The sequence below is a fragment of the Sphingomonas sp. ACRSK genome, assembly GCF_022346685.1.
Classification (GTDB): domain Bacteria; phylum Pseudomonadota; class Alphaproteobacteria; order Sphingomonadales; family Sphingomonadaceae; genus Sphingomonas; species Sphingomonas molluscorum.
In genome coordinates, this window is sequence record NZ_JAKRNR010000012.1 from 47,741 (window position 1) to 71,780 (window position 24,040).

A 24,040-nucleotide genomic window follows, 5' to 3' on the forward strand; every position below is an offset into this window, starting at 1 on the left:
CCGGGGTCGGGCTGGCCCTCCGGCGCCGGCCGGCGTAGCAACAGTTTGTAATGCACCGCCTGTTCGTCGCCTTGCGTCCCCCACCCGAGATTCGCCGGCAACTGCTGGCGCTGATGGAGGGTGTCGAGAATGCGCGCTGGCAGGACGAGGAGCAGCTTCACCTGACGCTGCGCTTCATCGGCAATGTCGAGCGCCCGGTGGCGGAGGACATCGCCACCGCGCTCGACGGCATTCGCGCGCCCGCGATGACGCTGCGCCTCCGCGGCGTCGGCTGCTTCGATCGCCGGGGCCGCACCACCGCGCTCTGGGCCGGGGTACATCCGCACGACGCGGTCGCCGCACTCCACCGCAAGGTCGATCAGGCGCTCGCCCGCGTGGGGCTGCCGCACGAGGGTCGCGCCTTTCACCCCCACATCACCCTGGCGCGCCTGAATGCGGCGACGGGCCCGGCCGACGCCTTTCTGGCGCGCCACGCCGGGCTTGCGAGCGAACCCTTTTCGCTCACCCACATGCTGCTGTTCGAAAGTACCCTCACCCGCGACGGCGCCAGCTATGAGGCCATTGCCCGCTACCCGCTCGACTGAACGGCCCCGCGCGTTCAGGACCGCCCGGGCGCCCACCCCGGCGGCGCCAGCTCGAAGCCGTCGAAGCGGAACGCCGGCGCCACGACGCAGCTGACCAGCGTCCAGCCGGCTTCGGCTTCCGCCGCCTGCCACCAGCCCGCCGGGATCCGCAGCTGCGGCTGCTCGCCCGCCAGCACGTCCCCGCCCAGCGTCCGCCGCTCGACCGCCGCCCCGTCGCTCTCCGCCTGCGACAGCAGCAGCGGCGCGCCCGCATGCCATAGCCACAGCTCGTCCGCATCGACGCGGTGCCAGTGCGAGCGCTCGCCCTTCGCCAGCAGGAACAGGATCGCGGTCGCCGCCCCGCGCGTGCCCCCCGGCTCCGGCGCCCGCCACGTCTCGCGGTACCAGCCGCCCTCCGGGTGCGGGGCGAGCTCCAGGGTTGCGACCAGTGCAGCCGCCTCCGCACCGAGGGAATGGAGAGCATGCATGGGCGACGCCCCCTTGTGCGAAACCTGAACCGAAACCTGAACGTTAGACATCGTTTCGTTCATGAAGCTGCCACGTGGAACCTGCGTTTATAGGGTCAGCAATTCGCTAATGGGGATTTTCTGATGCGTAACATGGTTCTCGCGCTCACCGCGCTGTCGTTGGCCCTTCCTGTCGCCGCGGTAGTTCCGACCGACCAGGCTTCGGCGCAGTCGCACAAGCGCTACAAGTATCGCGAGTGGAAGGGCCGTGACGGCCGCCGCTATTGCCGCAAGCCCGATGGCACCACCGGCCTGGTGGTCGGCGGCGTCGCCGGCGCGCTGGTCGGCCGCACCATCGACACCCGGGGTGACCGCACCGTCGGCACGCTGCTCGGCGCGGCAGCCGGCGCGGTGGCCGGTCGCGAGATCGAGCGCAGCGGCAGCAAGTGCCGCTAAGCCTCGACTGACACTGCACTACGGACGGGCGGCGGAACGACGGGTTCCGCCGCCCGTTTTCGTTCGCCTACCTCATTTCATCAGGAGCAGCAGATGATCCGCAGCGGTTCGGCACGCTACGAAGGCCTCGGCAAGGACGGCAAGGCCGCCGTCTCCACCCAGTCGGGCGTTCTTTCCGACCAGCCCTATGGCTTCGGCACCCGCTTCGGCGACGAGCCCGGCACCAATCCCGAAGAGCTGATCGCCGCCGCCCATGCCAGCTGCTTCACCATGGCGCTGAGCTTCGCGCTGGCAAAAGCCGGCTTCAGCGACGGCACGCTGGAGACGACCGCCAAGGTGACGCTGGACAAGGAAGGCGACGGTTTCGCCGTCACCCGCTCCGACCTCACGCTCAAGGCGCGCGTGCCCGGCATCGCCCAGGACCAGTTCGAACAGATCGCGCAAGGAGCCAAGGCCGGCTGCCCGATCTCGAAGCTGCTCAAGGCAGAGATCACGCTGGAACACAGCTTGGAGGCATAGGCCACAGCGCCGCGCCCTTGCCACGACGGCCGGGGCGCGGCTGCCGACGCTCTCCTCACGCTTGACAACCCACCGGCGTGGGGTGAGCTTTCACCCATGCTTAGTCCGGTGCTGCTCCTGCTGGCGCAAGCCGCCGCCCCGCCCCCGCCTGCGGGCGACGTCATCGTCGTCGGCCACCGCGCCGAACAGGAGCTGGCACGTTGCCTGGCCCGCAACTGCCCGCCCGCCGAAGAGGTCGACGCATCGCTGGAGGCCTCGGTGGAGCAGTTCGCCGACGGCCGCTACACCGATGCCCGCCGCACCCTGCAAACGGCCATTCGGCGCAACCGGAACCATGCGGCCGAGCTGCCCGGCCCGGTATCGAGCCTCTATGCGACTCTCGCGACGGTCGCGGAGCATGAGGGCGACAGCGATCTGTGGCGGACCGCGGCCCGAAACAACGTGCTCGTGTTGCGCCGCCATCTGGGGGAGACGAACCTCGCCACCTTGCGCGAGGAGCTGAGCTTTGCCGACTCGCTGGTCGGGCTCGGTGCCCCGGGGGCTGCGAATTCCGCCTATCGCACCATTCAGCAGCGTGCGGCCGGGACCGGCCATCCCGGCATCGCCGCCGGCGCCGCATTCCGGCGCGCTTGGCTTGCGCTGCTGCGCGACCGGTTCAAGGAGGCACAGCGTTTCGCCGACGAGGCGGTCAGCCTGGCCGGTACGGACGATCGCTTGATGGTGGACCTGCGCGAGGTCCTGCGGACGCGGATCGCCATCCGCAAGGGGGACGAGGGGGCGATCGAAGCCCTTGCGGCGCGGCTGCGCCAGTCCGCCGACGTGCAGCCGCAGCTGCTTTTCGCCCCGCCGCTCGCGAACAATAATCCGCCGGCGCCGCCCTTCGGTGTCCACCTCAATCCATGGCACGATTCGCGCATCCGCTTCGCGGACGTCGGATATTGGATCCGCGCCAACGGGCAGACGGCAGAGGTCGAGGTGCTGCGTACCTCCGGTCTCGACCAGTGGGGGCCCGGCATTCTCCGCCAGGTGCGAGAGCGGCGCTACGTTCCGCTCGATGTCGAGCCCGGGCATCCCGGCATCTACCGGATCGACCGCTTCACCGTTCGCGGCGCGATGGACGTGCCGACCGGGAGCCATCTTCGGCAGCGCATGGGCGACCTGACCGTCCATGTGGTGGACCTGACCGAGACCGATGCGATGCGCGAGACGCGTCGCCGGCAGACCGCAGCGGCCTCCGCGGTAAAGGGCGGCTGAGGCCCGCGCCCCGCCCTAGTGACGGGCGGGACCAGAGCCGCTAGCCACCGGCAATGCTGCGCGTGCTGACCCTCTCCACGCTGTTTCCGGACGCGAGCCGCCCCAACTTCGGCGTGTTCGTCGAGAAGCAGACGCTGGGCCTCGCCGCGCATCCAGACGTGGACCTGCGCGTGGTCGCGCCGGTGGGCCTGCCGCCCTTCCCGCTCTCCCGCCTCGCCCGCTACGCATCGCGCGCCGCGCTCCCTCGCCAGGAGCGGTGGAAGGGGCTGGAGGTCCACCGCCCCCGCTTTCCCAACCTGCCCGGCACCGCCGGCCGCTGGCACGCGCTCCTGCTCGCACGCACCCTCACGCCCCTACTCACCCGCATCCGCCGCGACTTTCCCTTCGAGGTCATCGACGCGGAGTTCTTCTTCCCCGATGGTCCCGCCGCGGTCGCACTCGGCCGTCGCCTCGGCGTGCCCGTCTCGATCAAGGCGCGCGGCGCCGACATCCACCATTGGGGCACCGCCCCGGCCACGGCCGCACAGGTCCAGGCCGCCGGCCGCTGCGCCGACGGGCTGCTCGCCGTGTCGCAGGCAATGGCCGCCGACATGGTGGCGCTGGGGATGCCGCGCCCCACAGTCCATTCGACCGGTATCGATCGCAGCCGCTTCGGCACCCTCACCCGCGCCGCCGCCAAGGCGCGGCTCGGCGTCACCGGGCCGCTGGTCGTCTCGCTCGGCGCGCTGATCCCCCGCAAGGGCCACGCGATCGTTGCCGACGCCGTCGCCAGCCTCCTCGGCGTTACCCTGTGGATCGTCGGCGAAGGTCCGGAGCGGCCCCGGCTGGAGGCGCAGGTCGCCGGCAGCGACGCGGGCGACCGCATTCGCCTGCTCGGCGCCGTCCCGCATGAGAAGATGGCGACGGTCCTCGCCGCTGCAGACGTGATGGCGCTCGCCTCCAGCTCGGAAGGGCTCGCCAATGCCTGGGTGGAGGCGCTCGCCAGCGGCACGCCGATCGTGATCCCCGATGCTGGCGGCGCGCGCGAAGTGGTGACGAGCCCCGCCGCCGGCCGCATCGTCGCCCGCACCCCCGCCGCCTTCGCCGAGGCGATCGTGGCGCTGCTCGCGAACCCGCCTGCGGCCGACGCCGTGCAGGCGACCGCCACCCGCTTCAGCTGGGAATCAAACCGCGACGCGCTCTATGCGCACCTGCAGGCATTGGTGGCGGAAACGCACGCTCAGTCGAGCGGGTAGAGCGCCGCCGCGATCCAGCGCAGCTCGGCGCGCAGCACGCCCCAGGCGCGCGCCGCCGCCCGGCTGTCCATCGGCTCGACGCCGACGCCCTTGGCTTCGAGCGCCGCCACCAGCGCCGGAGACGGGCGCAGCATCCGGCTGCCGGTCCCCAGGATGAGGAACTCCGGCAGCGGATCGAGCGCCAGCACCGGGGCCAGCGCCTCTAGGGTCAGTTCCGCCAGCGCAGGCGGCGTCCAGCCGTCGGCCCGCTCCGGGGTAATCAGCAGGCCCTCGTAGACGCCGTCGTCCACGCGAAAGCCGCGGCCGACGATCCCGGAGATCAACGGCCCCTCGGCCCCGCCTGCCTTGTCGAGCCGCATCAGGGCTGCGCGCGCTCGGCGGCGGTCGGCTCGGACGAACCGACCTTCGTGCCCGCCTTCAGCTTCAATGTGATCAGCAGCGACGACGACACATAGATCGACGAATAGGTGCCGACGATCACGCCCAGGATCATCGCCGAGGTGAAGCCGCGCAGCACATGGCCGCCGAAGATCAGCAGCGAGCCGAGCGCCAGGAGGATCGTCAGCGAGGTCATCACCGTGCGCGGCAGCGTCTCGTTGACCGAAAGGTCGATCAGCTGCGGCATGTCCATCTTGCGGAACTTGCGCATGTTCTCGCGGATACGGTCGTCGATCACCATCTTGTCGTTGATCGAATAGCCGATGATCGTCAGCACCGCGGCCACGATGTTGAGGTCGAAGGGCATCTGCGTCAGCGCAAAGAAGCCCAATGTCATCAGCACGTCGTGCAGGATCGCGACCGCGGTCGACACGCCGAACTGCCATTCATAGCGGAACCAGCTGAACACCGCGATGCCCGCCACCGCCAGCAGCACGGCGAGCACGCCGTTGCGGATCAGCTCGTCCGAGACCTTGCCGGAAACCGTGGTGTAGTTGGAAAAGGTCGCGCCGGGGAACTTGGCCGCCAGCCCTGCCTTCACCTTCTCCACCACCGCGTCGGCCGCACCCGGGGGCGCATCGTCCGCCAGCGGCAGGCGGATCGAGATGCTGTTCGCATCGCTGCCCAGCTGCTGGAGCGCAGCCTCGCCGACGCCCAGCTCGTCCACCGCGCTGCGCACCTGGTCGAGCGGCGGCACGGTGACGAACTTCTCCTCGATCGCGACGCCGCCGACGAAGTCGACGCCGAAGTTCAGGCCGCGCGCGAACACCAGCCCGACCGCCGCGATCGTCAGCAGCGCCGTGATCGCAAACGCGATGTGGCGGATGCGGACGAACTGGATGTTCGTGTTGTCGGGGACGATTTTCAAAAGGCGCATGGGTGGCGTCCTAGATGTGGATCTCGGTCGGCCGGTTCTTGCGAACCCAACCCGACACGAGCATGCGCGTGAAGGTGACGGCGGTGAACACCGAGGTCGCGATGCCAAGCAGCAGCACCACCGCAAAACCGCGGATAGGGCCCGAGCCCAGCAGCAGCATGATCAGGCCCGCGATCGCGTGCGTCACGTTCGCCTCGAAGATCGTGCGGCTGGCTTCCTTGTAGCCGAGCTCCAGCGACTGGATCACGCTGCGCCCGCGCCGCCGCTCTTCGCGAATGCGCTCGTTGATCAGCACGTTGGCGTCCACCGCCGTGCCGATGGTCAGCACGAAGCCGGCGATGCCCGGCAGCGTCAGCGTCGCGTTGAGCATCCCCATCACGGCCAGGATCACCAGCACGTTGATGACGACCGCGGTGGTCGCATAGATGCCGAACCGGCCATAGGTCAGGATCATGAACGCGATCACGGCGACAGCCGCGATCACCGACGCGAGGATGCCGGCGCGGATCGAGTCGTCGCCCAGTTCGGGGCTGACCGTGCTTTCCTGCACCACCGTCAGGTCGACCGGCAGCTTGCCCGAGCGCAGCGCGATCGCGAGCTGGTTGGCGCCATCGACGGTGAAACCACCGGCGATGGAGGCGCGGCCGCCCAGGATCGGCTCGTTGATGTTGGGTGCCGAAATCACCTGGTTGTCGACGATGATCGCGAACGGCTTGTTCACGTTCTCGCGCGTGACGGTCGCGAAGCGGCGCCCGCCCACGCTGTCGAAGGTGATGTCGACGTTGGGCTGCCCGTTCTGGTCATAGGACTGGCGCGCATCGGCGAGCTGGTCGCCCGAGATAATCGTGTTACGCTTCACCGCGATCGGCTGGCCAGTGCCCTGATAGCGCAGGATCTGGCTGCCGACCGGCGCATCACCGCGCAGCACCGCCGCCGGATCGGCGGTGGTGTCGACCAGCTTGAACTCCAGGCGCGCGGTCTTGCCCAGCAGGTCCTTCAGCGCCTTGGGATCGTCCAGGCCCGGCACCTGCACGACGATGCGGTTCGAACCCTGGCGGATGATCGTCGGCTCGCGCGTGCCGAGCTCGTCGATGCGGCGGCGGACCACGTCGGTCGCGTCGTCCATCGCCCGGTCGACGGCCTGGGTGAGGCCCGCGTCAGTCTGCGTCAGCACGAAGCGGGTCTGGTCGAGGACCTCGATGTCCCATTCGCGCTGGCCGGTCAGCCCTGCGCCGCCGCCGGTGATCGACAGCAGCTTCTCGCGCGCCGCGTCCACCTGTGCGACGTCGCGCACCATGAACGACAGGCGCCCGCCGCGCGTAGAGATGTCGCCGATCTGGACGCGCGGGGCGCGCCGCATCTCGGTCGAAACCTGTTCCCGCATCTGCTCCAGCCGCGTGGTCGCGACGTCGGAGGTCTTGGCCTCCAGCAGGATGTAGCTGCCGCCGGCCAGGTCGAGACCCAGGTTGATCGTCGGCGTCGGCACCCAGCCCGGCAGCTGGGCGCGCGTGCGCTCCGGCAGCAGGCTCGGCACCGCGAGCAGCACCATGATGAGGACCCCGAGCCAGATGGCCCGGACCTTCCAGCGCGGGAAGTCGAGCATCAGTCGTTCGCGGGCTTGGCGCCGGCCGGCGGCGTCACCTCGGCGATGGTCGCCTTGACGACGCGCACGCGGGTGTTGGGCGCGATCTCGACCTCGACCACGGCGTCCTCGACGCGCGTCACGCGACCCAGCAGGCCGCCTGCCGTCACGACCTGGTCGCCCTTCTTCACGTTCGCGATCGCCGTCTGCAGCGTCTTCATCCGCTTCTGCTGCGGGCGAATCATCAGGAAGTAGAAGACCACGAAGATCAGGATCAGCGGCGCGATCGATACGAACGACGCAAGGGCACCGCCCTGGGCGGCCGATCCGGCGGACTGGGCAAAAGCTTTGGGAACGAGCATGGGTGCTTGGAAACCTGATGAAAAAAGGCCGCGGACGCCGGGCCGTTCAAGGGGCGCGCGCTATCATGCGCGTGCCTCTGTGGCAACCGGCCGTCCTTAGCGCTTGCAAGCGGCGCGCGACGCGCATAGAGGGCAGCGCTCGGTCGGGGCGTAGCGCAGCCTGGTAGCGCATCACACTGGGGGTGTGGGGGTCGCAGGTTCGAATCCTGTCGCCCCGACCAACAAGATCAAGCGGCGGGTCGAGTCTCTCCCCACCGCCGGCGGGCATCCCGCCCCACCCGCGACTTCACAGCATCGAAGATCCATGGGAACGTGCCGGCCCGCTGCCGGCAGGCGCGGCGACGCTCCCCTCAGCGTCGCCGGGAAACCTTCTGCAGGGCCCGCGACAGCGTATCGATCGAATAGGGCTTGTGCACGAGTTCGAAGCCGTGCGTTCCGTTCTGCGCCAGCACTTCGCTGTATCCGCTGGTCAGGACGACCGGCAGCGCCGGGTAGAGGCGGGCGATCTCCTGGCCAAGCTCGATGCCGGACATGCCCGGCATCATCACGTCGGAGAAGACGACGTCGAAGCGGCCGGCCTCGGCCGCCAGTTCCGCCAGCGCCTTGCGCCCGTCCATCGCCCACACCGTCTCATAGCCGAGCTCCGCCAGCGCCTGGGTCGCGAACATGCCGACTTCGGCATTGTCCTCGACCACCAGCACACAGGCCCCCTCGCCAAGCGGCAGGGAATTGTCGCCGGCTGCGGCCGGGACGCCCGCCGTTCCTTCGACCCGCGGCAGATACAGGGTGAAGGTCGCCCCCTCCCCTTCCTCGCTCGTGACGATGATGCCGCCGCCAGACTGTTTCACGAATCCGAACACCTGGCTCAGCCCCAGTCCGGTTCCCTCGCCCACCCCCTTGGTGGTGAAGAACGGCTCGAAGATGCGGTCGATGTTGTCGGCCGGGATACCGGGCCCGCTGTCGGTCAGCGAGACGGCCACGAACTCCCCTGGCGTCGCCGGATGTGCCCGGATGGCCGGCATCTCGGACGTGGTGCAAACCGACAGGATCAGCTCGCCCTCGCCCTTCATCGCGTCGCGCGCGTTGACGGCCATGTTGACGATCGCGGTGTCGAACTGGCTGCGGTCCGCGTCGATGTAGCAGGGTTCAGACGGCAGCCTCAGCGACACCTTCACCCTCGATCCCGTCAGCGTCCGCACCATGTCGCTGACGGTCCGAACGCTCTCGGTGACGTCGAAGACTTCGGGCTTCAGCGACTGGCGGCGCGCGAACGCGAGCAGCTGGTTGGTGAGCTTGGTCGCGCGATCGGCGGTGTCGGAGATCGCGTCGATGTAGCGCTGGCGCCGATCGTCGGAGAGGCCGGGGCGACGCAGCAGGTCGACCGACCCGCGGATGACGGTCAGCAGGTTGTTGAAATCATGCGCGACCCCGCCGGTAAGCTGCCCGATCGCCTCGACCTTCTGCGACTGGCGCAAGGCGTCCTCGGCCTCCACCAGGTCCGCCGTCCGTTGCGCGACCCGCTGCTCCAGCGTCTCGTTGAGCGCGCGCAGGTCCGCAAGCGCACGGTCGCGCTCCGCCTCGATGGTGCGCCGCTCCTGAACGTCGATCAGGACGCCCGGAAAGCTCAGCGGCGTCCCGTCGCGCCCATGCTCGACCCGTCCGTTCGCCTCGATCCAATAATAGCGGCCGTCGCACCGTCGCACGCGATACTGGTGGGCATAGGGACCGCCGCGTGCGATCACCTCGGCGATGGCCTCCTCCAGGCCCCGCCGGTCGTCCGGGTGAACCGTGGCCGTGATCTGCGCCAGCGGGATGCCCTTGCGGCCAAGCGCCGGGTCCAGGCCAAAGGTGCGCGCGAACGCGTCGTCGACGGTGAACTGGTCGCTCGGCAGATCCCAGTGCCAGGTGCCGATGATGGCGCCGGCCTCCAGGGCAAGCTGCACCCGCTCCGCATTCTCCCGCGCACTCGCCTCGCTGACCCGCAGGCGCTCCTCCGCCTCCCGCCGGGCGGTCACATCGTTGAAGATGATCGCGATCTGGCGGTCGGCAGGGTCGCCTACCCGCACCGCGCGCACATCGAACCAGCGCTGGAACGCCTCGGCATAATTTTCGAAGTTCGTCGGCTCTCCGGTCTTGGCCACATGCCCGTAGATCTGGAACCAGAACGGCTCCAGGTCCGGTGCATATTCGGTTACCCACTTGCCGCGCAGGTCCACGCCGGACTGACGCGCAAAGGCGGGATTCGCCTCGACGAAGCGATAGTTGATCGGCTCGTCATTCTCGTCGAACTTGACTTGGACGATGGCGAACGCCGCCTCCACCGTGTCGAAGATCGTCTGGAACCGCTCCTGCGCCTGGCGCAGCGCGATGCCGGCGAGGTGCTCCTCGGTGCGATCGCGCAGGATCTTCACGAAGCCGACATGCTGCCCGACCCGATCGCGCAGCGGAGACAGCTCGCCGCTCGCCCAGAATCGCGCGCCGCCCTTTCGCACGTGCCAGCGCTCGTCGATCGCCCGGCCTTCTTCCAGGGCGCACTGCATCTCGCGATCCGGCACCCCGGCTGCGCGATCCTCGTCGATGAAGAACAGCGATGCGCTCTGCCCCACCGCCTCGCGTTCCGACCAGCCGAGCACACGCTCCGCGCCGTAGCTCCACTCCACGATCGTGCCGTCCAGGTCCATGGCGATGATCGCAAAATCCTGGGCGCTGTCCACGATCGCCCCCTGGCGCGCCTCGGACGTCGCTGCGCGCTCGGTGGCAAGCCGTTGCTCCAGCTGCACCATGACCTGGCGGGCGAGAACGCGGATCGCGCGCTCCTGCACTCCGGTGAGGGTCCGGGGGCGAACGTCGAGCACGGACAGGGTGCCGATCGGCAGCCCTTCGGGCGACTTCAGGATCGCCCCCGCATAGAAGCGCAGGTGCGGCGCACCCGTGACCAGCGGGTTGCAGGCAAAGCGCGGGTCCGCGGCCGCGTCGGGAACAAGAAGGAAATCCTCCTCCAGGATCGCCTGGGCACAGAAGGATGTGTCCAGCGGCATCTCCCGCACGCCCAGGCCGACCTCGGCCTTGAAGAACTGGCGGCCGTCCGCGATCAGGTTCACGATCGCCATCGGCGCCTCGCAGATCGCGGCGGCCAGTTCGGCGATCTCGTCGAACGCCTCCTCGGGGGGCGTGTCCACGATCTTATATTGTGCAAGCGCAGCCAGCCGCTGCCCCTCGCGTCCAGAGAGATCCGTCATCGTCTTCCATGCTCAGGTATTGATCGCGCCTTTAGCACCGACGACGGCCGTCCCGCCACGGTCGCGTGCCAGTCGCGGGACGCGAATGCCCCCTTCCCGACCTGGCATGATACAGCTCTGCGCTGCCGCACGGCTGGAGGGCGACCGCGTCGGCTCGATCGTGTTTACGAATCGCGTGGCCGTTCCCTTGCGGCCGTGCAGCCACATCCCCCCCCCCCGGCCACGCGATTCGCCTCCGCTGGGCTAGCGTCCGGACCCCTCCCGTCCGTTCGCCAGCCGGGAGATCAGGATCGCCGCGCGCTTGGCCTGGCGGCGGATGCTCGCCAGGTCGACCGTTTCGCCGGGCGCATGGTCGCCGCTGCTGTCGGTCCCCAGCCCCGCCAGACTGTCGACGTCGTTTGCCACGAACGAGATGTCGCCCGCCCCGCGCTTGAGCGGATCGAGCGGCGGCATCTCGGGCAGCTTCAGGTCGCGGTTGACCGCATTGAGCGCCGCCAGCAGCGCCGTGTTCCCCGCGGTCGGGGCCATCGCCGGATAGCCCTCGCCGAACTCGATCTTGGCATCGGTGCCGGGCGCATGGGACGCGACGATCGCCTCCATCTTGCCGCGCACCCGCGCCGTCTGCTCCTCGCTCAGCGTGCGGAAGTCACCGGTCGCAACCGCCGTCCGCGCGATGATGTTGGTCTTGCCGGCGGCCACCGCATTGCCGCTCTCATCGATGCTCGCCGCCGCCCCGCCGGCGATCACGCCCGGGTTGAAGGTCAGGTTCGGCTCGGGCAGTTCCTCGCGGAACGCCGCCAGGATGCGGACCAGCTCGTGGATCGCCCCGTCGCCCAGATCGGGCGTGAAGATCAGCGAGGAGTGGCCGGTCTTCCCTGTGGCGGTAATCCGCCAGTCGGTGACCGAACGCCGGGCGATCGAACCCATGTCGTGCCCGCCCTCCGTCACCAGCCCCTCGAAGTCGAGCGCCACGTCGGCGCGCTTGCCGGCCGCGATCAGGTCCGCGCGGGAGATGCGGTGCGGGCTCCCGGCATCCTCCTCGTCGCCGGTCAGCACGATCTCGATGTTGGCGTCCTTCAGCGTGCCCGCCGCCTGCATCGCGCGCAGCGCCGCCACGATCACGACCATGCCGCCCTTGTCGTCACCCGCGCCCGGCCCCTCGGCCTTGTCGCCCTTGCGCACGAACTTCTGGAAGGGCGAGCTCGGCTCGAACACCGTGTCCAGGTGGCCGATCAGCAGGATGCGCTTGCCGCCCGGCTTGCCGGCATGCACCGCCACCAGATGGCCGGCGCGCTGCACCGCCGCCATCGGCTTCCACTGGACGGTGAAGCCCAGCGGCTCCAGCTCGGCGCGCATCATCGCGCCGACCTTAGTCACCCCTTCCAGGTTGAGCGTGCCGCTGTTCTGGTCCACCAGCCGGCCGAGCAGCGCCACCGAGCGCTCATATTCGGCGTCGACCGTCTGCCCCATCACCGTCTCGGCACGCGACAGCCCCTGGGCGAGGGCCGGCGCCGACACCGCCAGGAACAGCGCGCCGCCAAGCGCCATCGCCCGCATCCGCATCACAGCTTCGCACCCCCCATCTTGTAAGTCAGCTGTGCATAGAAGCTGCGGCCGACCGAATCGAACCACGAAATGTCGTAGTACGGATAGGCGCCATAAGTCGGGTCCTTGATCGGATCCTGGTCGAACAGGTTGTTGATCGTCCCCGACAGGCGCAGCCGGTCGGTGAAGCTGTACTGCGCCGACAGATTGAACAGGTAGCTCGCCTTGATGTACGCGTCCTGGTCGTAGTTGGGCAGCTTGCCCAGCCGCTGGCCCGTCAGCGTCGTCGAGAAGCGCTCGAGATCCCAGGTCAGGCTCGCCGTGCCCTTGTCGCGCGGGATGTCATAGTCGCTGTCATAGTCGAGCTTGCTGATCTTCGGATCGCCCGGATACTGCCGGATCGTGTGGTTGAACACATAGGTGTAGTTCACCCGCAGCGAGAAATTGCCTGCCTGTGCGGTCGGCACGCGGATGTGCGCGGCCACGTCGATGCCGTCGGTGGTCTCCTCCGCGACGTTGATCGGGTTGATGGTGACGCCCTGCAGCTGGCCATCGAGCGCGCCGCCCGAATAGCGCTCGACCCGCGCCAGGGCGTCGAGGCAGGTCGGCGAATTGCCGTCCACCGGCGATCCGGCCGCGGTCTGGCCGATCCGGCAGTCCGCCTCGTCGCGCAGCAGATTGTCGATGCTCATGTCGAGCACCTGGTTCTTCATCGCGACCCGGAAATAGTCGACGGACATGTCGAACCAGCGCCGCGGCTGCCACATCACGCCGGCGTTCAGCGACTTGGAGGTTTCGGGCTTCAGATTGCGATTGCCCGAACGGTGGGAAACGATGCCCTCGTCGGCATAGTCGCAGTCGGAGATCTCCTCCGGCTGGTCCGGGTCGGTCCGGCACAGATAATAATCGGTCGCCGACGGGTGGGTGTTGCCGGGTCCCCGGAACACATAGTTGAGGTCCGGCGCGCGGAAGCCGGTGCCATAGGCGCTGCGCAGCACCAGCGTGCTCGTCGGTCGCACCACCGCGCCCAGGTTGTAGGTGAACTTGCCGAAGCCGTTGCCCGCAAAGGAATAATGGTCGTAGCGGCCGGCAAGGTCGAGCTCCACGAACGACAGCACCGGCAGCCGCAGCTCGCCGCCCGTGCCCCAGTGGCTGCGCTTGCCCCGGCCGTCGGAATCCACCAGCCCGACGTAGTATTGGGTCAGCGCCAGCGGATCTGGGCGCAGGTTGTAGCCTTGGCTTCCGGCCTCCGCGGTGAACGCAAAGCCCGCGGCACCACCCGGCAGGCGGAACAGCTCGGTGGTGTTCACCGTCGTCGCGACGTTGGTCACCCAGGACTTCGGCCGATAGATCGAGTTTGCGGTGATCGAGCGATATTCGGCCGGCGTCAGCGGCGTGTAGAGCCGCGTCGGATCGGCATCGAACTCGGCATAGCCCGTCTCCGGGTCCACACCCACCTGCGGGCCCAGGAAGAAGGCGTTGGCCTTGTCGATCACCACCTGCGGGAACGACACGCGCGACTGATATTCGGCGTGGTTGACGCTGAACTCATAGCCCCATTTGTTGTCGGCGAACCGGCCCTTGATGCCCGGCGTCACGTTGAAGGTGGTGGAGCGGTTGCGCGTCATGCCGGCGCTCAGCCCGCCCATTTCCTCGGGCGTGAACTGGCGCGTCCAATTGTCCAGCTGCAGCCCGCTATAGGTCTGGTCGGGGCTCAGGTGGTTCGGGTTGAAGAAGGTGCCCTCCTCATTCCCGTCGGGCGCCACATAATACCAGTCGAGCACGTCGCGAAACAGGCTGAGCTTGGAATAGCTCGCCTGGAAATCCAGGAACAGCTCGGCTTCGTCGTTGAGCGTATAACCCATCGATCCATAGGCGCTGATCGAGCGCCGCTTGGACTGGATCGTGCCATAGCCGATCGAGGTATCGCTGCCGCAGAAATAGCCGTCGCCGTCGATCGTGTCCCGGCCCGGTCGCATGGCGTAGTAGGTGCTGCCGCCGTTCAGCCCCGACAGCCGGTCGCACGTCGCCTTGCCCGGATCGATGTAGTAGAGATATTCGTCGGCGCGCAGGAAGGTGCGGCGCGCGAGCGGCCCGGTGGGATCGTCCTGCGTCGAATCCTGGATCTTGCGATCGTATGCCCACAGCGGCTTCTGATCGAGCGCCTCGATCCCCAACACGCCGTGGAAGCCCCCCGTCTCCCAGCCGGTGGTCACGCTCAGGCGGTGCGAAGACCCGCCGCCGTGCTCGGTCGTCCCATAGCGATAGTCGATCCGCGTCCCGTCCGGCTTGGACTTGAGCTGGAAGTTCACCACGCCCGAGATCGCGTCCGAACCATAGATGGCCGACGCGCTGCCGCTCAGGATCTCGACCCGCTCGATCAACCCCACGGGGATGTTCGAGATGTCGGTGAAGTTGCTGTTGCCGTTGAACGGCAGCGGGAAGTCGGCGATGCGGCGGCCGTTCACCAGCACCAGCGTGTGGTTCGGTCCCAGCCCGCGCAGGTCGACCTGCTGCCCGCCCGGCGTGAAGTCCGCACCCGACGCGCTCTGCTGGCTCTGGGTCTCGCCGCCGTTCTGGGTGATCGCACGCAGTACGTCCGGCACGCTCTGGTAGCCGTTGCGCAGGATGTCCTCGGCGGTGATCGTCGTCACCGGCGCCGGCCCGTCCCCTGACACGCGCGGGATGCGCGATCCCAGCACCACCACTTCCCCCTCGGGCGCCGTGTCATCGGTCGCCGCCGGAAGGCTCTGCTCGCTCGTCATCGTCTGCGCCGACGCCATCCCCGGCAGCGCCCAGGCGCTTGCCCCCGCAAGCGCGAGCGCGATCCCCTTACGTGTACGCATCATTTGACCCCCCGTATTCCCGAAGACATATTGGCAGCAGAACCAGTCAAAATGGAACAATAAAAATGCAGTATGTTCGGCAGGAGCGAACGAATTGAAAAGCGGGGCGTGGGGGGCGTGGTTCCGGATCGCACTTGCGCTGCTGGCGCTGCTGCTGCCGGTGTCCGCCTGGGCGGCACCCGGCGGCTACAGCTATTATGAGATCGGCGACCGGTCGGCGAAGACGCCCGCGGCCACCGCGCCCGCGCTGATGCTGGTCGGCGGCGGCGACTGGGACTATCGCGCCTTCCGCTGGTTCGCCGAGCGCGCCGGCCACGGCCACATCGTCGTGCTGCGCGCCTCGGGAGAGGCGGAAGCCGGCGAGGAGATCTTCAACCAGGTCGGCGGCGTCGCCTCGGTCCAGACGCTCGTCTTCCGCAGCCGCGTCGCCGCCAGCGATGCGCGCGTGCTCGACATCCTGGCGCGCGCCGACGGCATCTTCATCGCAGGCGGAGACCAGGCCAACTACGTCCGCTTCTGGAAGGACACCCCCGTCGCCCGCGCACTCGACGCCCATGTCCGCAAGGGCCGCCCGATCGGCGGCACCAGCGCCGGCCTCGCGATCCTGGGCGGCACCGCCTATGGCGCGATGGACGGCGGCAGCATCGACAGCCACGAGGCGCTTACCGATCCCGCCGGCCCCGCCGTCACGCTGGTGACCGGCTTCCTCCACATGCCGCGCCTCGCCCATGTCGTCACCGACACCCACTTCGCCCGCCGCGACCGGCTGGGCCGCCTGTTCGCCTTCGTCGCCAAGGCACGGCAGAAGGACCCGAAAGCCGTCGGCCTCGGCGTCGACGAGGGCGCTGCGCTCTGCGTGGAGGCGGACGGTACCGCCCGCCTGCTGTCGCCCCCCGGCGGCCATGGCTGGCTGATCCAGCCGACCACCCGCCCCACGCTCCAGCCGGGCCAGCCGCTCGACTGGGCCGGCGTCCGCGTGACCGGCATCGGCCCCGACAGCGTGCTCGACCTCGACACGCTGCAGGTCACCGCCCCCGCCTTCGACGGCATCGCCCGCGTCGAGCGCGGCGTGCTGCGCGACGCACCCGGCCCGCGCTGACCATGCGGCCCGAGGAAATCGACCCGCAGCTCCTGGCACTCCTGCGCGAGGACGCCCGCCGCAACGTCTCCGAACTGGCGGCGGCGCTCGGCGTCTCGCGCACCGCCGTCTACAGCAGCATCGAGCGGCTGGAGCGGGAGGGCACGATCCTCGGCTACACCGTCCGCCTGGGCGAGGATTACGACCGCCGCCTGATCCGCGCCCATGTCATGATCAAGCTCTTCCCCAAGGCGACCCACGCCACCCAGGACCGGCTCGTCACCATGCCGGAGGTCGCCGGCCTCTACGCGATCTCGGGCGAATACGACCTGATCGCCATCGTCGAGGCGCCGCACGTCAACCGCCTCAACGACCTGCTCGACGCCATCGGCGAGCTGGAGGGTGTCGAGCGCACCACCTCCTCCGTCATCCTCGCCACCAAGCTCCAGCGTTGATTCACGCCGCGTCCGCCCCCCGCGCCTCCTCCACGATCCAGTCGCAGAACCGCTCCAGCGCCGGGTTCTCCACGCCTTCCGCCCGCACCAGATAATAGGCGTCGTCGCTGGTGAGCGGGATCGAGAGCGGGCACACCAGGCTGCCGCTTTCCAGCTCGGGCCCGATCAGGAAGCTCGGCACCAGCGCCGCGCCAGCCCCCGCCGCCGCCGCCTGCGCCAGCATCAGGAAATGCTCGAAGCTCGGTCCCGACGGCACCGGCGGCGCCTCCACCCCCGCCACCCGCAGCCACTGGTCCCACGCCCCGCGGCGTGAGGTCTGGAACAGCAGCGGCTTGCCCAGGAAGTCGGCCGGCTCGCGGATCGGGTTCTTCTCCAGCCACGCCGGCGCACACACCGGGATCGCCGCCTCGCGGAACAGCAGCTCGTGCACCATCCCCGGCCACGCCGGCCGACCGAAGTCGATCGCGGCGTCGAACCGCTCCTCGACCATCTCCAGCGGATAGGTGCGCGCCGCCAGGTTCACCACCAGCTCCGGATGGCGCGCGGTCAGCCGCGGCAGCCGCGGTGCCAGCCAGCGCATGCCGAAGCTCGGCAGCGTGGCGATGTCGAGCGTGTTGGTCGGCCGCCCGCCCGCAACCCGCGCCGTTGCCCGCCGGATGCGCTCCAGCGCCGGCGCGATCTCCGCGGCATAGGCGCGCCCCTGCGCGTTCAGCGTCACCCGCCGCCCCGCCCGGTCGAACAGCGGCGCCTGCACCCAGTCCTCCAGCAGCGCTACCTGCCGGCTGACCGCGCTCTGGGTCAGCCCCACCGCCTCGCCCGCGCGGGAGAAGCCGCCCAGCCGCGCCGCCGCCGCAAAGCTGTTCAGCGCGGCCATCGGCGGCAGCAGCCGGCGACCCTCATTCCCATCGCTCATCAGCACATGACTCCTTTGCGTTTGCGCTAGCACGGCTCCGGCGTAGAGGTGAACGCTTGGCTGGAGCGAGGAACGTTCATGCGCATTGAGAATGATAGCGTGCTGGCGCGGCTGGTCCGCAACGTGCTGGGCGATCGCACCGAGGCGGCGTTCGACGCCCTCGTCATCCCGGCCGAACTGGCCGAGGTCGCCGGCGATCGCGCGCCCCGCGCCGTCTTCGCCATGGCGCTCGCGACTGTGCTGTTCGACGACCTGCTCGCCCGCGTGCCGAGCGGCGCCCGCTATGTCGCGGACCGCCGCGCCGCCGGCGGGCACATCCTGTTCGACCATGGTGCGCTGCGCACCATCCGCTTCCCGCAAGGCCCGACCGGCGCGCTTCCCGCCGGCCAGGACGCCTTCGCCCGCATCCTCGAACCGCTCGGCTATGCCGTCGCCAGCCTCTACCCGCTGCCGGCGCTCAAGATGACCGGCCACGCCTATTGCCATCGCGACCTGCCCGAGGCGATCCCGCAGTATTTCGTGAGCGAACTCCACGTCGAGCGCTTCGACGACGCGTTCGCCGAGGCCGCCGCCCGCGTGTTCGGCACCTCCATCGATCCGCTCACCCCCGCCGATGTCGCCGTGCTCGACGGCTTCGCCCGCGATGGCGCGGTCGCCTATGCCGATGCCGAGCCCGCACTCCCGCGCATCGCCGCCGCCTTCGATCGCCAGCACGGGGACGTCACCGTCGCCGACTATGAAGCGCTGCTCGCCCAATCCGGCGAAGCCGCCTGGATCGCGACCGAGGGCAATGCCTTCAACCACGCGACCGACCGCGTCGCCGATGTCGAGGCGCTGTCCGATACGCTGCGCGACGGCGGCTGGCCGATCAAGGAGCGCGTCGAGATCTCCGCCAGCGGCCGCGTCCGCCAGACCGCGTTCCGTGCCGATCCCGTCGAGCGCCTGTTCGTAGATGCCGACGGCCAGCAAATCCGCCGCACCGTGCCGGGCTCCTTCTACGAGTTCATCACCCGCCACGCGAAGGACGACGGCAGCCTCGACCTCGCGTTCGACAGCGCCAACGCGACCGGCATCTTCGCCATGACCCGGGCCGCATGAACGACGCGCTCGCCCGGGCACTTCGCGACGCGGTCGGCCCCGCCCACCTGCTGACCGACCCGGGCGACCTCGCCGGCTATGCGAGCGACGGCCGCGGCGTGACCGGCCAGCCGCTCGGCGTAGTGCGTCCGGCCTCGGCGCAGGAGGTCGCGGCCGTGCTGCGCGCCGCCCATGCCGCGGGCGTACGGGTGGTGCCGCAGGGCGCCCGCACCGGCCTGGTCGCAGCCGGCATTCCGGGCGCGGACGCGGACCTGCTCGTCCTCAACCTCGATCGGCTCGCCCGCGCCCCCGCGATCGATCCCGTCAATCGTACGGCCGAGGTCGACGCCGGCGTGCGCCTCTCCGCGCTCAACGCCGCCGCCCTGCCGCATGGCCTGAGCTTCCCGATCGATCTCGGCGCGGATCCGTCGATCGGCGGCATGATCGGCGCCAACACCGGCGGCGCGCGGCTGCTCCGCTATGGCGACGTCCGCCGCAACCTGCTCGCGCTCGAGGTGGTGACGTCGGAAGCCGAGCCCCGCGTGCTCCAGCTCGGCGCACCCTTGTGGAAGAACAACACGGGCATCGACCTGAAGCAGCTGCTCGTCGGCAGCTCCGGCGCGCTCGGCGTCGTCACCCGCGCCACCCTCGCGCTCTCGCCGCTCGCCCCCACCCGCGTCACTGCGATGCTCGCGCTCGACCGCGACGAAACCGCCGTCGACCTGCTGCTCGCACTCGAAGCGAGCTTCGGCACGCTGCTGACCGCGTTCGAGGGCATTTCCGCCCCCGCGCTCGACGCCGCCCTCACTCATGTCCCGCGCCTGCGCGACCCGTTCGCCGGGCAGCGCCCTGCCTATGCCGTGCTGGTCGAGCTGTCCGCCGGTGCCGCTTTCGACGTCGAATGGCTGGAGGAGCGCCTCGGCGACACCCTCGCCCCCTGGATGGACCGCGGCGCGGTCATCGATGCGATGCTCGACCGCCGCGACGATCTCTGGGCGATCCGCCACGCCGTGCCGGAGGGGCTGCGCGCCTCGGGCAAGGTCGTCGCTTGCGACATCGCGCTGCGCCGTGGCGATGTCATGCGCTTCCGCCGTGACGTGGCCGCACGGGTGGAGGCGATCGCACCCCAGCTGCGCCTCCACGACTTCGGCCATGTCGGCGACGGCGGGCTGCACTTTAACCTGGTGTGGCCGCCGGAAGCCGGTCCCTTCGATCCCGCCGTGGCAGAGGCCGCCCGCGCCACCGTCTTCCGCGCCGTGGTTGGGGAATATGGCGGCAGCTTCAGCGCCGAACACGGCATCGGGCCCTCCAACGCCGCCTGGTACACCGAACTGGTGCCCGAACCGGTGCGCAGTCTTTCCGGCGCCGTCCAGCGCCTCCTCGCCCCCGTGCCCGTCGGCCGGGTGGACTTCCACGATCCCGTTCAAGGAGACAGGGCATGACCGACCACCTCATGGGCGTCTATAATCGCGCACCGCTCAGCGTCGCGCGCGGCCAGGGCGCCTGGCTGTGGGATACCGAGGGTCGCCAGTATCTCGATTGCGTCGCCGGCATCGCCACCAACGCGCTCGGCCATTGCCATCCCAAGCTCGTCGCTGCGCTCACCGAGCAGGCGAACACCCTCTGGCACGTCTCCAACATCTTTCGCGTGCCCGGCCAGGAAGCGCTCGCCGAGCGGCTGACCGCCGCCACCTTCGCCGACGTCGTCTTCTTCGCCAGCACCGGCACCGAGAGCGTCGAATGCGCGCTCAAGACCGCGCGCCGCTATCACTATGCCAAGGGCGCGCCGGAGCGGATCGATGTGATCGGCTTTGCCGGCTCCTTCCACGGCCGCACCTATGGCGCGATCAACGCCGCCGGAAACCCGTCCTATACCGAGGGCTTCGGCCCGCGCCTGCCGGGCTATGTCCAGCTCACCCTGGATGACGCGGCCGGTCTGGCCGAAGCCATCGCCCGCCCCACCACCGCCGCCGTGATCGTGGAGCCCGTGCAGGGCGAAGGCGGCGCCCGCGCGCTCACCGGCGAATGGCTAACCGAACTGCGCCGCCTGTGCACCGCCCACGGCGTGCTGCTCATCTATGACGAGGTGCAGAGCGGCATGGGCCGCACCGGCCGCCTGTTCGCCCACCAGTGGTTCGAGGGCGCCGAGCCCGACATCATGTGCGTCGCAAAGGCGCTGGGCGGCGGCTATCCCGTCGCTGCGTGCCTCGCCACCGCAGACGCCGCCAGCGGCATGGTCGCCGGCGTCCACGGCACCACTTTCGGCGGCAGCCCGCTCGCCATGGCCGTGGCGCTCGCCGCATTCGACGAGATTTCCAATCCCGGCACCCTCGCCCACGCCCGCGACGTGGCGGAGGCTCTGCGGCGCCAGCTGATCGACCTCGCCGGCCGCTACCCGGACGTGATCCAGGACGTGCGCGGCAAGGGGCTTCTCATCGGCCTGCGCATGATCCCCAACAATCGCGAGTTCATGGGGATTGCCCGCGACCACGGCCTGCTGGTCGCCGGCGGCGGCGAGAATTGCGTGCGCCTGCTGCCGCCGCTCACCCTCAGCCATGAAGAGGCGGCGGAGGCGGTGACCCGACTCGCGCTTGCCTGCGAGACCGTCCGTGCACAGGTGGCACAGGCGGCCTGATGCTGGTGGTACGACCCGCCGGACCGGCGGATTTGATTGCGTTGAAGGAACTCGCGGTCCTGTCCGGCCGCGGCTTCACCAGCCTGCCCGAAAATGACGACGTGCTCGCCGAGCGATTGGCGCTGGCGGAGGAGAGCTTCGCCGGCACCGTCGCCCCGGCCGAGGCCTGGTACACGCTGATGCTGGAGGAAAGCGACACGGGCGAGGTGCTCGGCGTCGCCGGCGTGCGTGCGGCCGTGGGGCTCACCCGCCCGCACTTCTCCTTCCGCATCGTCACCCTCGCGCAATATTCGCCGGCGGCACGCACCCGCTTCGATCACCAGGCGCTGGTGCTGGTCAACGAATGCGGCGGCTGGACCGAGGTCGGCTCGCTGTTCGTCCACCCGCGGCTGCGCGGCGACGGCGCCGGCAGCCTGCTCGCCCGCGCCCGCTACATGCTGATCGGCGCAGAGCCGATCCGCTTCTCGCACACGGTGATGGCGGAGCTGCGCGGCTGGTTCGACGCCGACGACACCTCGCCCTTCTGGGAGGGGGTCTCGAGCAAATTCTACCGCCTGCCGTTCGAACAGGCCGACCATATGGTCACCGCCACCGACGGCCAGTTCATCCTGGACCTGGCGCCCCGCCACCCCATCTATGTCGAGTTGATCGACCGCGCCGCCTCCGACGCCATCGGCCGCGTCCACCGCGACGGCGAAGCGGCGCTGGCGCTGCTGGAACGCGAGGGCTTCGAGCGGTCCGGCCTGGTCGACATCTTCGACGGCGGCCCGACCGTCACCTGCGCGCGCGACACGCTGGCGACGGTGCGCAGCGGCCGGACCTGCCGCGTGAAGTTCGGCGACGTCGGCAGCGCACCCGCAGCGCTGCTCTCGACCGCCACGATTGCCGATTTCCGCGCCACCCGCGCGGCCGCTCGCGTCGATGGCGACACGCTGGCGATCGCCCCTGCCACTGCCGACGCGCTCCGCCTGCGCGAAGGCGACCTGATCCGGATGAGTGCCTGATGACAACGTTCCGCTCGATCGATCCCGCTTCCGGTGCCACCGTCTGGGAAGGCGCCGCCGCCACGCCCGCGGAGTGCGCGGCCGCCGTCGCCCGCGCCCGCGCCGCGCTCCCCGCCTGGCGCAACGCGCCCCTTGAGGACCGCATCGCCGTCGTCCGCCGCTATGCCGAGGTGCTGGAGGCCGACCGCGAGGTCTTCGCCGCCCTCCTCTCCCGCGAGACCGGCAAGCTGCTGTGGGAAACCCGTGCCGAGGTCGGCTCGATGATCGGCAAGGTCGCCGTCTCGATTGCCGCCCAGGCCGAGCGTGCCGGCGAGCGCGCGAGCGAAACCGCCTTCGGCCGCGCCGTGCTGCGCCACCGCGCCCATGGCGTCATGGCGGTGCTCGGGCCGTACAACTTCCCCGGCCACCTTCCCAACGGCCACATCGTCCCCGCGCTGCTCGCGGGCAACACGATCGTGTTCAAGCCGTCCGAGGTCACCCCCGCCGTCGGCGCGCACATGGTCGCGCTGTGGGAGAAGGCCGGGCTACCAGCCGGCGTCCTCACCTGCGTCCAGGGCGCGCGCGAGACCGGCGAGGCGCTGGTCGCCTGCGACATCGACGGCCTCTTGTTCACCGGCTCGGCCGGTGCCGGCGCCGCGCTCAAGCGCGCGACCATCGACCGGCCGCACCTCATCCTCGCGCTCGAACTCGGCGGCAACAACCCGCTGATCGTCTGGGATTCGCCCGAGGAAGCCGCCTCGATCATCGTCCACTCCGCCTTTGTCACCACCGGCCAGCGCTGCTCCTGCGCCCGCCGCCTGATCGTGCCGCAGGGTACGATGGGCGACGCCATCGTCGACGCCCTCGACGCACTCACCGCCCGCATCCGCATCGCCGCCTGGGACGAGGAAGGCGACGCCTTCATGGGCCCGCTGGTCTCCGCCACCGCCGCCGCCGGCGCGCACGCCGCCGTCGACCGCCTCGTCGCCACCGGCGCCCGCACGATTCGCCCGTTCGAACGCGTGGAGGGTCGCAGCGACGCCTTTGTCACCCCCTCGATCCTCGACGTGACCGGCGTGGCCGTGCCCGATGCGGAGGTGTTCGCCCCCGTGCTCCAGGTCACCCGCGTGGCCGATTTCGGGGCCGCGATCGCCGCCGCCAACGCCACCGCCTTTGGCCTCTCCGCCGGGCTCGTCAGCAGCGACCCGGGCCAGTGGCAGGCGTTCCTCGACGCTTCGCGCGCGGGCATCGTCAACCGCAACCGGCCCACCACGGGCGCTGCCGCCAACATGCCGTTCGGCGGCCTCGGCGCCTCGGGCAACCACCGCCCCAGCGCCTATTACGCCGCCGACTATTGCGCCTACCCGATCGGCAGCTTCGAAGCGGACACCGTCCAGCCGCTCCCCGTCCCCGGCGCCTGACGCCCACGGCCTCACGGGCGGTTCGACAAAAGGAACCGCCCGCGACTTGGCATCACCCGTCTTGCCTGTACGATGCTCGGGACAAGTTCAGGAGC

At 69.8% G+C, this 24,040-nt stretch carries 21 protein-coding genes and 1 tRNA gene; 13 read left to right on the top strand and 9 right to left on the bottom strand.

Going from position 1 to position 24,040, the window contains the following annotated elements; translation table 11 throughout:
- Positions 1-50: 50 nt before the first annotated feature.
- On the top strand, positions 51-584 hold the full coding sequence (gene thpR, locus MHZ35_RS08570; protein WP_239435220.1) for an RNA 2',3'-cyclic phosphodiesterase: 534 nt from the start codon (positions 51-53) through the stop codon (positions 582-584).
- A 14-nt stretch (positions 585-598) separates the two neighbouring features.
- On the opposite strand, the gene MHZ35_RS08575 is transcribed toward thpR, so the two are convergent.
- Entirely contained in the window at positions 599-1,051 is a 453-nt protein-coding gene (locus tag MHZ35_RS08575) for a cupin domain-containing protein (protein ID WP_239435221.1), read from the bottom strand.
- A 123-nt stretch (positions 1,052-1,174) separates the two neighbouring features.
- Here MHZ35_RS08575 and MHZ35_RS08580 point away from each other — a divergent pair, with 123 nt between their 5' ends.
- From MHZ35_RS08580 to MHZ35_RS08595, 4 genes are all read left to right on the top strand, one after another.
- Positions 1,175-1,486 carry a glycine zipper 2TM domain-containing protein gene (locus MHZ35_RS08580; protein ID WP_125959920.1) on the top strand — a complete coding sequence of 104 codons (312 nt, stop codon included), beginning with the start codon at positions 1,175-1,177 and terminating at the stop codon, positions 1,484-1,486.
- Positions 1,487-1,579: 93 nt separating this feature from the next.
- Complete coding sequence (locus MHZ35_RS08585) at positions 1,580-2,005, top strand: OsmC family protein (protein ID WP_239435222.1); 426 nt, start codon at positions 1,580-1,582, stop codon at positions 2,003-2,005.
- Positions 2,006-2,101: 96 nt separating this feature from the next.
- The gene (locus tag MHZ35_RS08590) at positions 2,102-3,259 is read left to right on the top strand and encodes a hypothetical protein (RefSeq protein WP_239435223.1); all 1,158 of its coding nucleotides are present in this window, start codon (positions 2,102-2,104) and stop codon (positions 3,257-3,259) included.
- 53 nt (positions 3,260-3,312) lie between these two features.
- Positions 3,313-4,494, top strand: coding sequence for a glycosyltransferase (locus MHZ35_RS08595; protein WP_239435224.1), 1,182 nt, complete (start codon positions 3,313-3,315; stop codon positions 4,492-4,494).
- Here MHZ35_RS08595 and MHZ35_RS08600 read toward each other — a convergent pair.
- Genes MHZ35_RS08600 through yajC form a run of 4 tightly spaced genes read right to left on the bottom strand, consistent with a single transcriptional unit; the run spans position 4,479 to position 7,753 of the window.
- A complete protein-coding gene (locus MHZ35_RS08600) occupies positions 4,479-4,853 on the bottom strand; it encodes an Mth938-like domain-containing protein (RefSeq protein WP_132883104.1) in 375 nt (124 codons plus the stop codon). The two genes, MHZ35_RS08595 and MHZ35_RS08600, sit on opposite strands and share 16 nt — an antisense overlap.
- Positions 4,853-5,809 (bottom strand): protein translocase subunit SecF, encoded by a 957-nt coding sequence (gene secF, locus MHZ35_RS08605; RefSeq protein WP_125959925.1) that lies wholly within the window; start codon positions 5,807-5,809, stop codon positions 4,853-4,855. Before secF ends, MHZ35_RS08600 begins: the two co-directional genes overlap by 1 nt.
- 10 nt (positions 5,810-5,819) lie before the next feature.
- On the bottom strand, positions 5,820-7,412 hold the full coding sequence (gene secD, locus MHZ35_RS08610) for a protein translocase subunit SecD (RefSeq protein WP_239435225.1): 1,593 nt from the start codon (positions 7,410-7,412) through the stop codon (positions 5,820-5,822).
- Positions 7,412-7,753, bottom strand: a complete 342-nt coding sequence (gene yajC / locus MHZ35_RS08615; protein WP_129340154.1) for a preprotein translocase subunit YajC — start codon at positions 7,751-7,753, stop codon at positions 7,412-7,414. Before yajC ends, secD begins: the two co-directional genes overlap by 1 nt.
- Before the next feature lie 144 nt (positions 7,754-7,897).
- Between yajC and MHZ35_RS08620 the strand changes: the two genes are divergently transcribed.
- A tRNA-Pro gene (locus tag MHZ35_RS08620) sits at positions 7,898-7,974 on the top strand.
- Between the two features lie 129 nt (positions 7,975-8,103).
- On the opposite strand, the gene MHZ35_RS08625 is transcribed toward MHZ35_RS08620, so the two are convergent.
- From MHZ35_RS08625 to MHZ35_RS08635, 3 genes are all read right to left on the bottom strand, one after another.
- Positions 8,104-10,992: a PAS domain S-box protein gene (locus tag MHZ35_RS08625; RefSeq protein WP_239435226.1), complete on the bottom strand. Its 2,889-nt coding sequence runs from the start codon at positions 10,990-10,992 to the stop codon at positions 8,104-8,106.
- Positions 10,993-11,235: 243 nt separating this feature from the next.
- The gene (locus MHZ35_RS08630) at positions 11,236-12,549 is read right to left on the bottom strand and encodes a M20/M25/M40 family metallo-hydrolase (RefSeq protein ID WP_446741034.1); all 1,314 of its coding nucleotides are present in this window, start codon (positions 12,547-12,549) and stop codon (positions 11,236-11,238) included.
- A 5-nt stretch (positions 12,550-12,554) separates the two neighbouring features.
- Positions 12,555-15,386, bottom strand: a complete 2,832-nt coding sequence (locus MHZ35_RS08635) for a TonB-dependent receptor (protein WP_239435227.1) — start codon at positions 15,384-15,386, stop codon at positions 12,555-12,557.
- Between the two features lie 91 nt (positions 15,387-15,477).
- On the opposite strand from MHZ35_RS08635, the gene MHZ35_RS08640 reads away from it, so the two are divergent.
- Both MHZ35_RS08640 and MHZ35_RS08645 read left to right on the top strand, forming a co-directional pair.
- Positions 15,478-16,482 carry a cyanophycinase gene (locus tag MHZ35_RS08640; RefSeq protein ID WP_239435228.1) on the top strand — a complete coding sequence of 335 codons (1,005 nt, stop codon included), beginning with the start codon at positions 15,478-15,480 and terminating at the stop codon, positions 16,480-16,482.
- 2 nt (positions 16,483-16,484) lie between these two features.
- Positions 16,485-16,916, top strand: coding sequence for an Lrp/AsnC family transcriptional regulator (locus tag MHZ35_RS08645; protein WP_125959929.1), 432 nt, complete (start codon positions 16,485-16,487; stop codon positions 16,914-16,916).
- A 1-nt stretch (position 16,917) separates the two neighbouring features.
- Here the strand turns inward: MHZ35_RS08645 and MHZ35_RS08650 are convergent, their stop codons facing one another.
- Positions 16,918-17,829, bottom strand: a complete 912-nt coding sequence (locus tag MHZ35_RS08650; protein WP_239435229.1) for a LysR substrate-binding domain-containing protein — start codon at positions 17,827-17,829, stop codon at positions 16,918-16,920.
- Between the two features lie 78 nt (positions 17,830-17,907).
- On the opposite strand from MHZ35_RS08650, the gene MHZ35_RS08655 reads away from it, so the two are divergent.
- From MHZ35_RS08655 to astD, 5 genes are read left to right on the top strand one after another with little or no spacing between them, the layout of a single operon-like run.
- Complete coding sequence (locus MHZ35_RS08655) at positions 17,908-18,927, top strand: 2-oxoadipate dioxygenase/decarboxylase family protein (RefSeq protein WP_239435230.1); 1,020 nt, start codon at positions 17,908-17,910, stop codon at positions 18,925-18,927.
- Complete coding sequence (locus tag MHZ35_RS08660; protein WP_239435231.1) at positions 18,924-20,348, top strand: FAD-binding oxidoreductase; 1,425 nt, start codon at positions 18,924-18,926, stop codon at positions 20,346-20,348. Before MHZ35_RS08655 ends, MHZ35_RS08660 begins: the two co-directional genes overlap by 4 nt.
- A complete protein-coding gene (locus MHZ35_RS08665) occupies positions 20,345-21,541 on the top strand; it encodes an aspartate aminotransferase family protein (protein WP_239435232.1) in 1,197 nt (398 codons plus the stop codon). The genes MHZ35_RS08660 and MHZ35_RS08665 overlap by 4 nt, the downstream gene beginning before the upstream one ends.
- Positions 21,541-22,545 carry an arginine N-succinyltransferase gene (locus tag MHZ35_RS08670; protein WP_239435233.1) on the top strand — a complete coding sequence of 335 codons (1,005 nt, stop codon included), beginning with the start codon at positions 21,541-21,543 and terminating at the stop codon, positions 22,543-22,545. Before MHZ35_RS08665 ends, MHZ35_RS08670 begins: the two co-directional genes overlap by 1 nt.
- Entirely contained in the window at positions 22,545-23,945 is a 1,401-nt protein-coding gene (astD, locus tag MHZ35_RS08675) for a succinylglutamate-semialdehyde dehydrogenase (protein WP_239435234.1), read from the top strand. The genes MHZ35_RS08670 and astD overlap by 1 nt, the downstream gene beginning before the upstream one ends.
- The last annotated feature ends 95 nt before the right edge of the window (positions 23,946-24,040 follow it).

Bases quoted from the DNA above. Each gene is read 5' to 3' on its own strand.
- thpR (WP_239435220.1), top strand. From the start codon at position 51: ATGCACCGCCTGTTCGTCGCCTTGCGTCCCCCACCCGAGATTCGCCGG.
- MHZ35_RS08575 (WP_239435221.1), bottom strand. From the start codon at position 1,051: ATGCATGCTCTCCATTCCCTCGGTGCGGAGGCGGCTGCACTGGTCGCA.
- MHZ35_RS08580 (WP_125959920.1), top strand. From the start codon at position 1,175: ATGCGTAACATGGTTCTCGCGCTCACCGCGCTGTCGTTGGCCCTTCCT.
- MHZ35_RS08585 (WP_239435222.1), top strand. From the start codon at position 1,580: ATGATCCGCAGCGGTTCGGCACGCTACGAAGGCCTCGGCAAGGACGGC.
- MHZ35_RS08590 (WP_239435223.1), top strand. From the start codon at position 2,102: ATGCTTAGTCCGGTGCTGCTCCTGCTGGCGCAAGCCGCCGCCCCGCCC.
- MHZ35_RS08595 (WP_239435224.1), top strand. From the start codon at position 3,313: ATGCTGCGCGTGCTGACCCTCTCCACGCTGTTTCCGGACGCGAGCCGC.
- MHZ35_RS08600 (WP_132883104.1), bottom strand. From the start codon at position 4,853: ATGCGGCTCGACAAGGCAGGCGGGGCCGAGGGGCCGTTGATCTCCGGG.
- secF (WP_125959925.1), bottom strand. From the start codon at position 5,809: ATGCGCCTTTTGAAAATCGTCCCCGACAACACGAACATCCAGTTCGTC.
- secD (WP_239435225.1), bottom strand. From the start codon at position 7,412: ATGCTCGACTTCCCGCGCTGGAAGGTCCGGGCCATCTGGCTCGGGGTC.
- yajC (WP_129340154.1), bottom strand. From the start codon at position 7,753: ATGCTCGTTCCCAAAGCTTTTGCCCAGTCCGCCGGATCGGCCGCCCAG.
- MHZ35_RS08625 (WP_239435226.1), bottom strand. From the start codon at position 10,992: ATGACGGATCTCTCTGGACGCGAGGGGCAGCGGCTGGCTGCGCTTGCA.
- MHZ35_RS08630 (WP_446741034.1), bottom strand. From the start codon at position 12,549: ATGCGGGCGATGGCGCTTGGCGGCGCGCTGTTCCTGGCGGTGTCGGCG.
- MHZ35_RS08635 (WP_239435227.1), bottom strand. From the start codon at position 15,386: ATGATGCGTACACGTAAGGGGATCGCGCTCGCGCTTGCGGGGGCAAGC.
- MHZ35_RS08645 (WP_125959929.1), top strand. From the start codon at position 16,485: ATGCGGCCCGAGGAAATCGACCCGCAGCTCCTGGCACTCCTGCGCGAG.
- MHZ35_RS08650 (WP_239435229.1), bottom strand. From the start codon at position 17,829: ATGAGCGATGGGAATGAGGGTCGCCGGCTGCTGCCGCCGATGGCCGCG.
- MHZ35_RS08655 (WP_239435230.1), top strand. From the start codon at position 17,908: ATGCGCATTGAGAATGATAGCGTGCTGGCGCGGCTGGTCCGCAACGTG.
- MHZ35_RS08660 (WP_239435231.1), top strand. From the start codon at position 18,924: ATGAACGACGCGCTCGCCCGGGCACTTCGCGACGCGGTCGGCCCCGCC.
- MHZ35_RS08665 (WP_239435232.1), top strand. From the start codon at position 20,345: ATGACCGACCACCTCATGGGCGTCTATAATCGCGCACCGCTCAGCGTC.
- MHZ35_RS08670 (WP_239435233.1), top strand. From the start codon at position 21,541: ATGCTGGTGGTACGACCCGCCGGACCGGCGGATTTGATTGCGTTGAAG.
- astD (WP_239435234.1), top strand. From the start codon at position 22,545: ATGACAACGTTCCGCTCGATCGATCCCGCTTCCGGTGCCACCGTCTGG.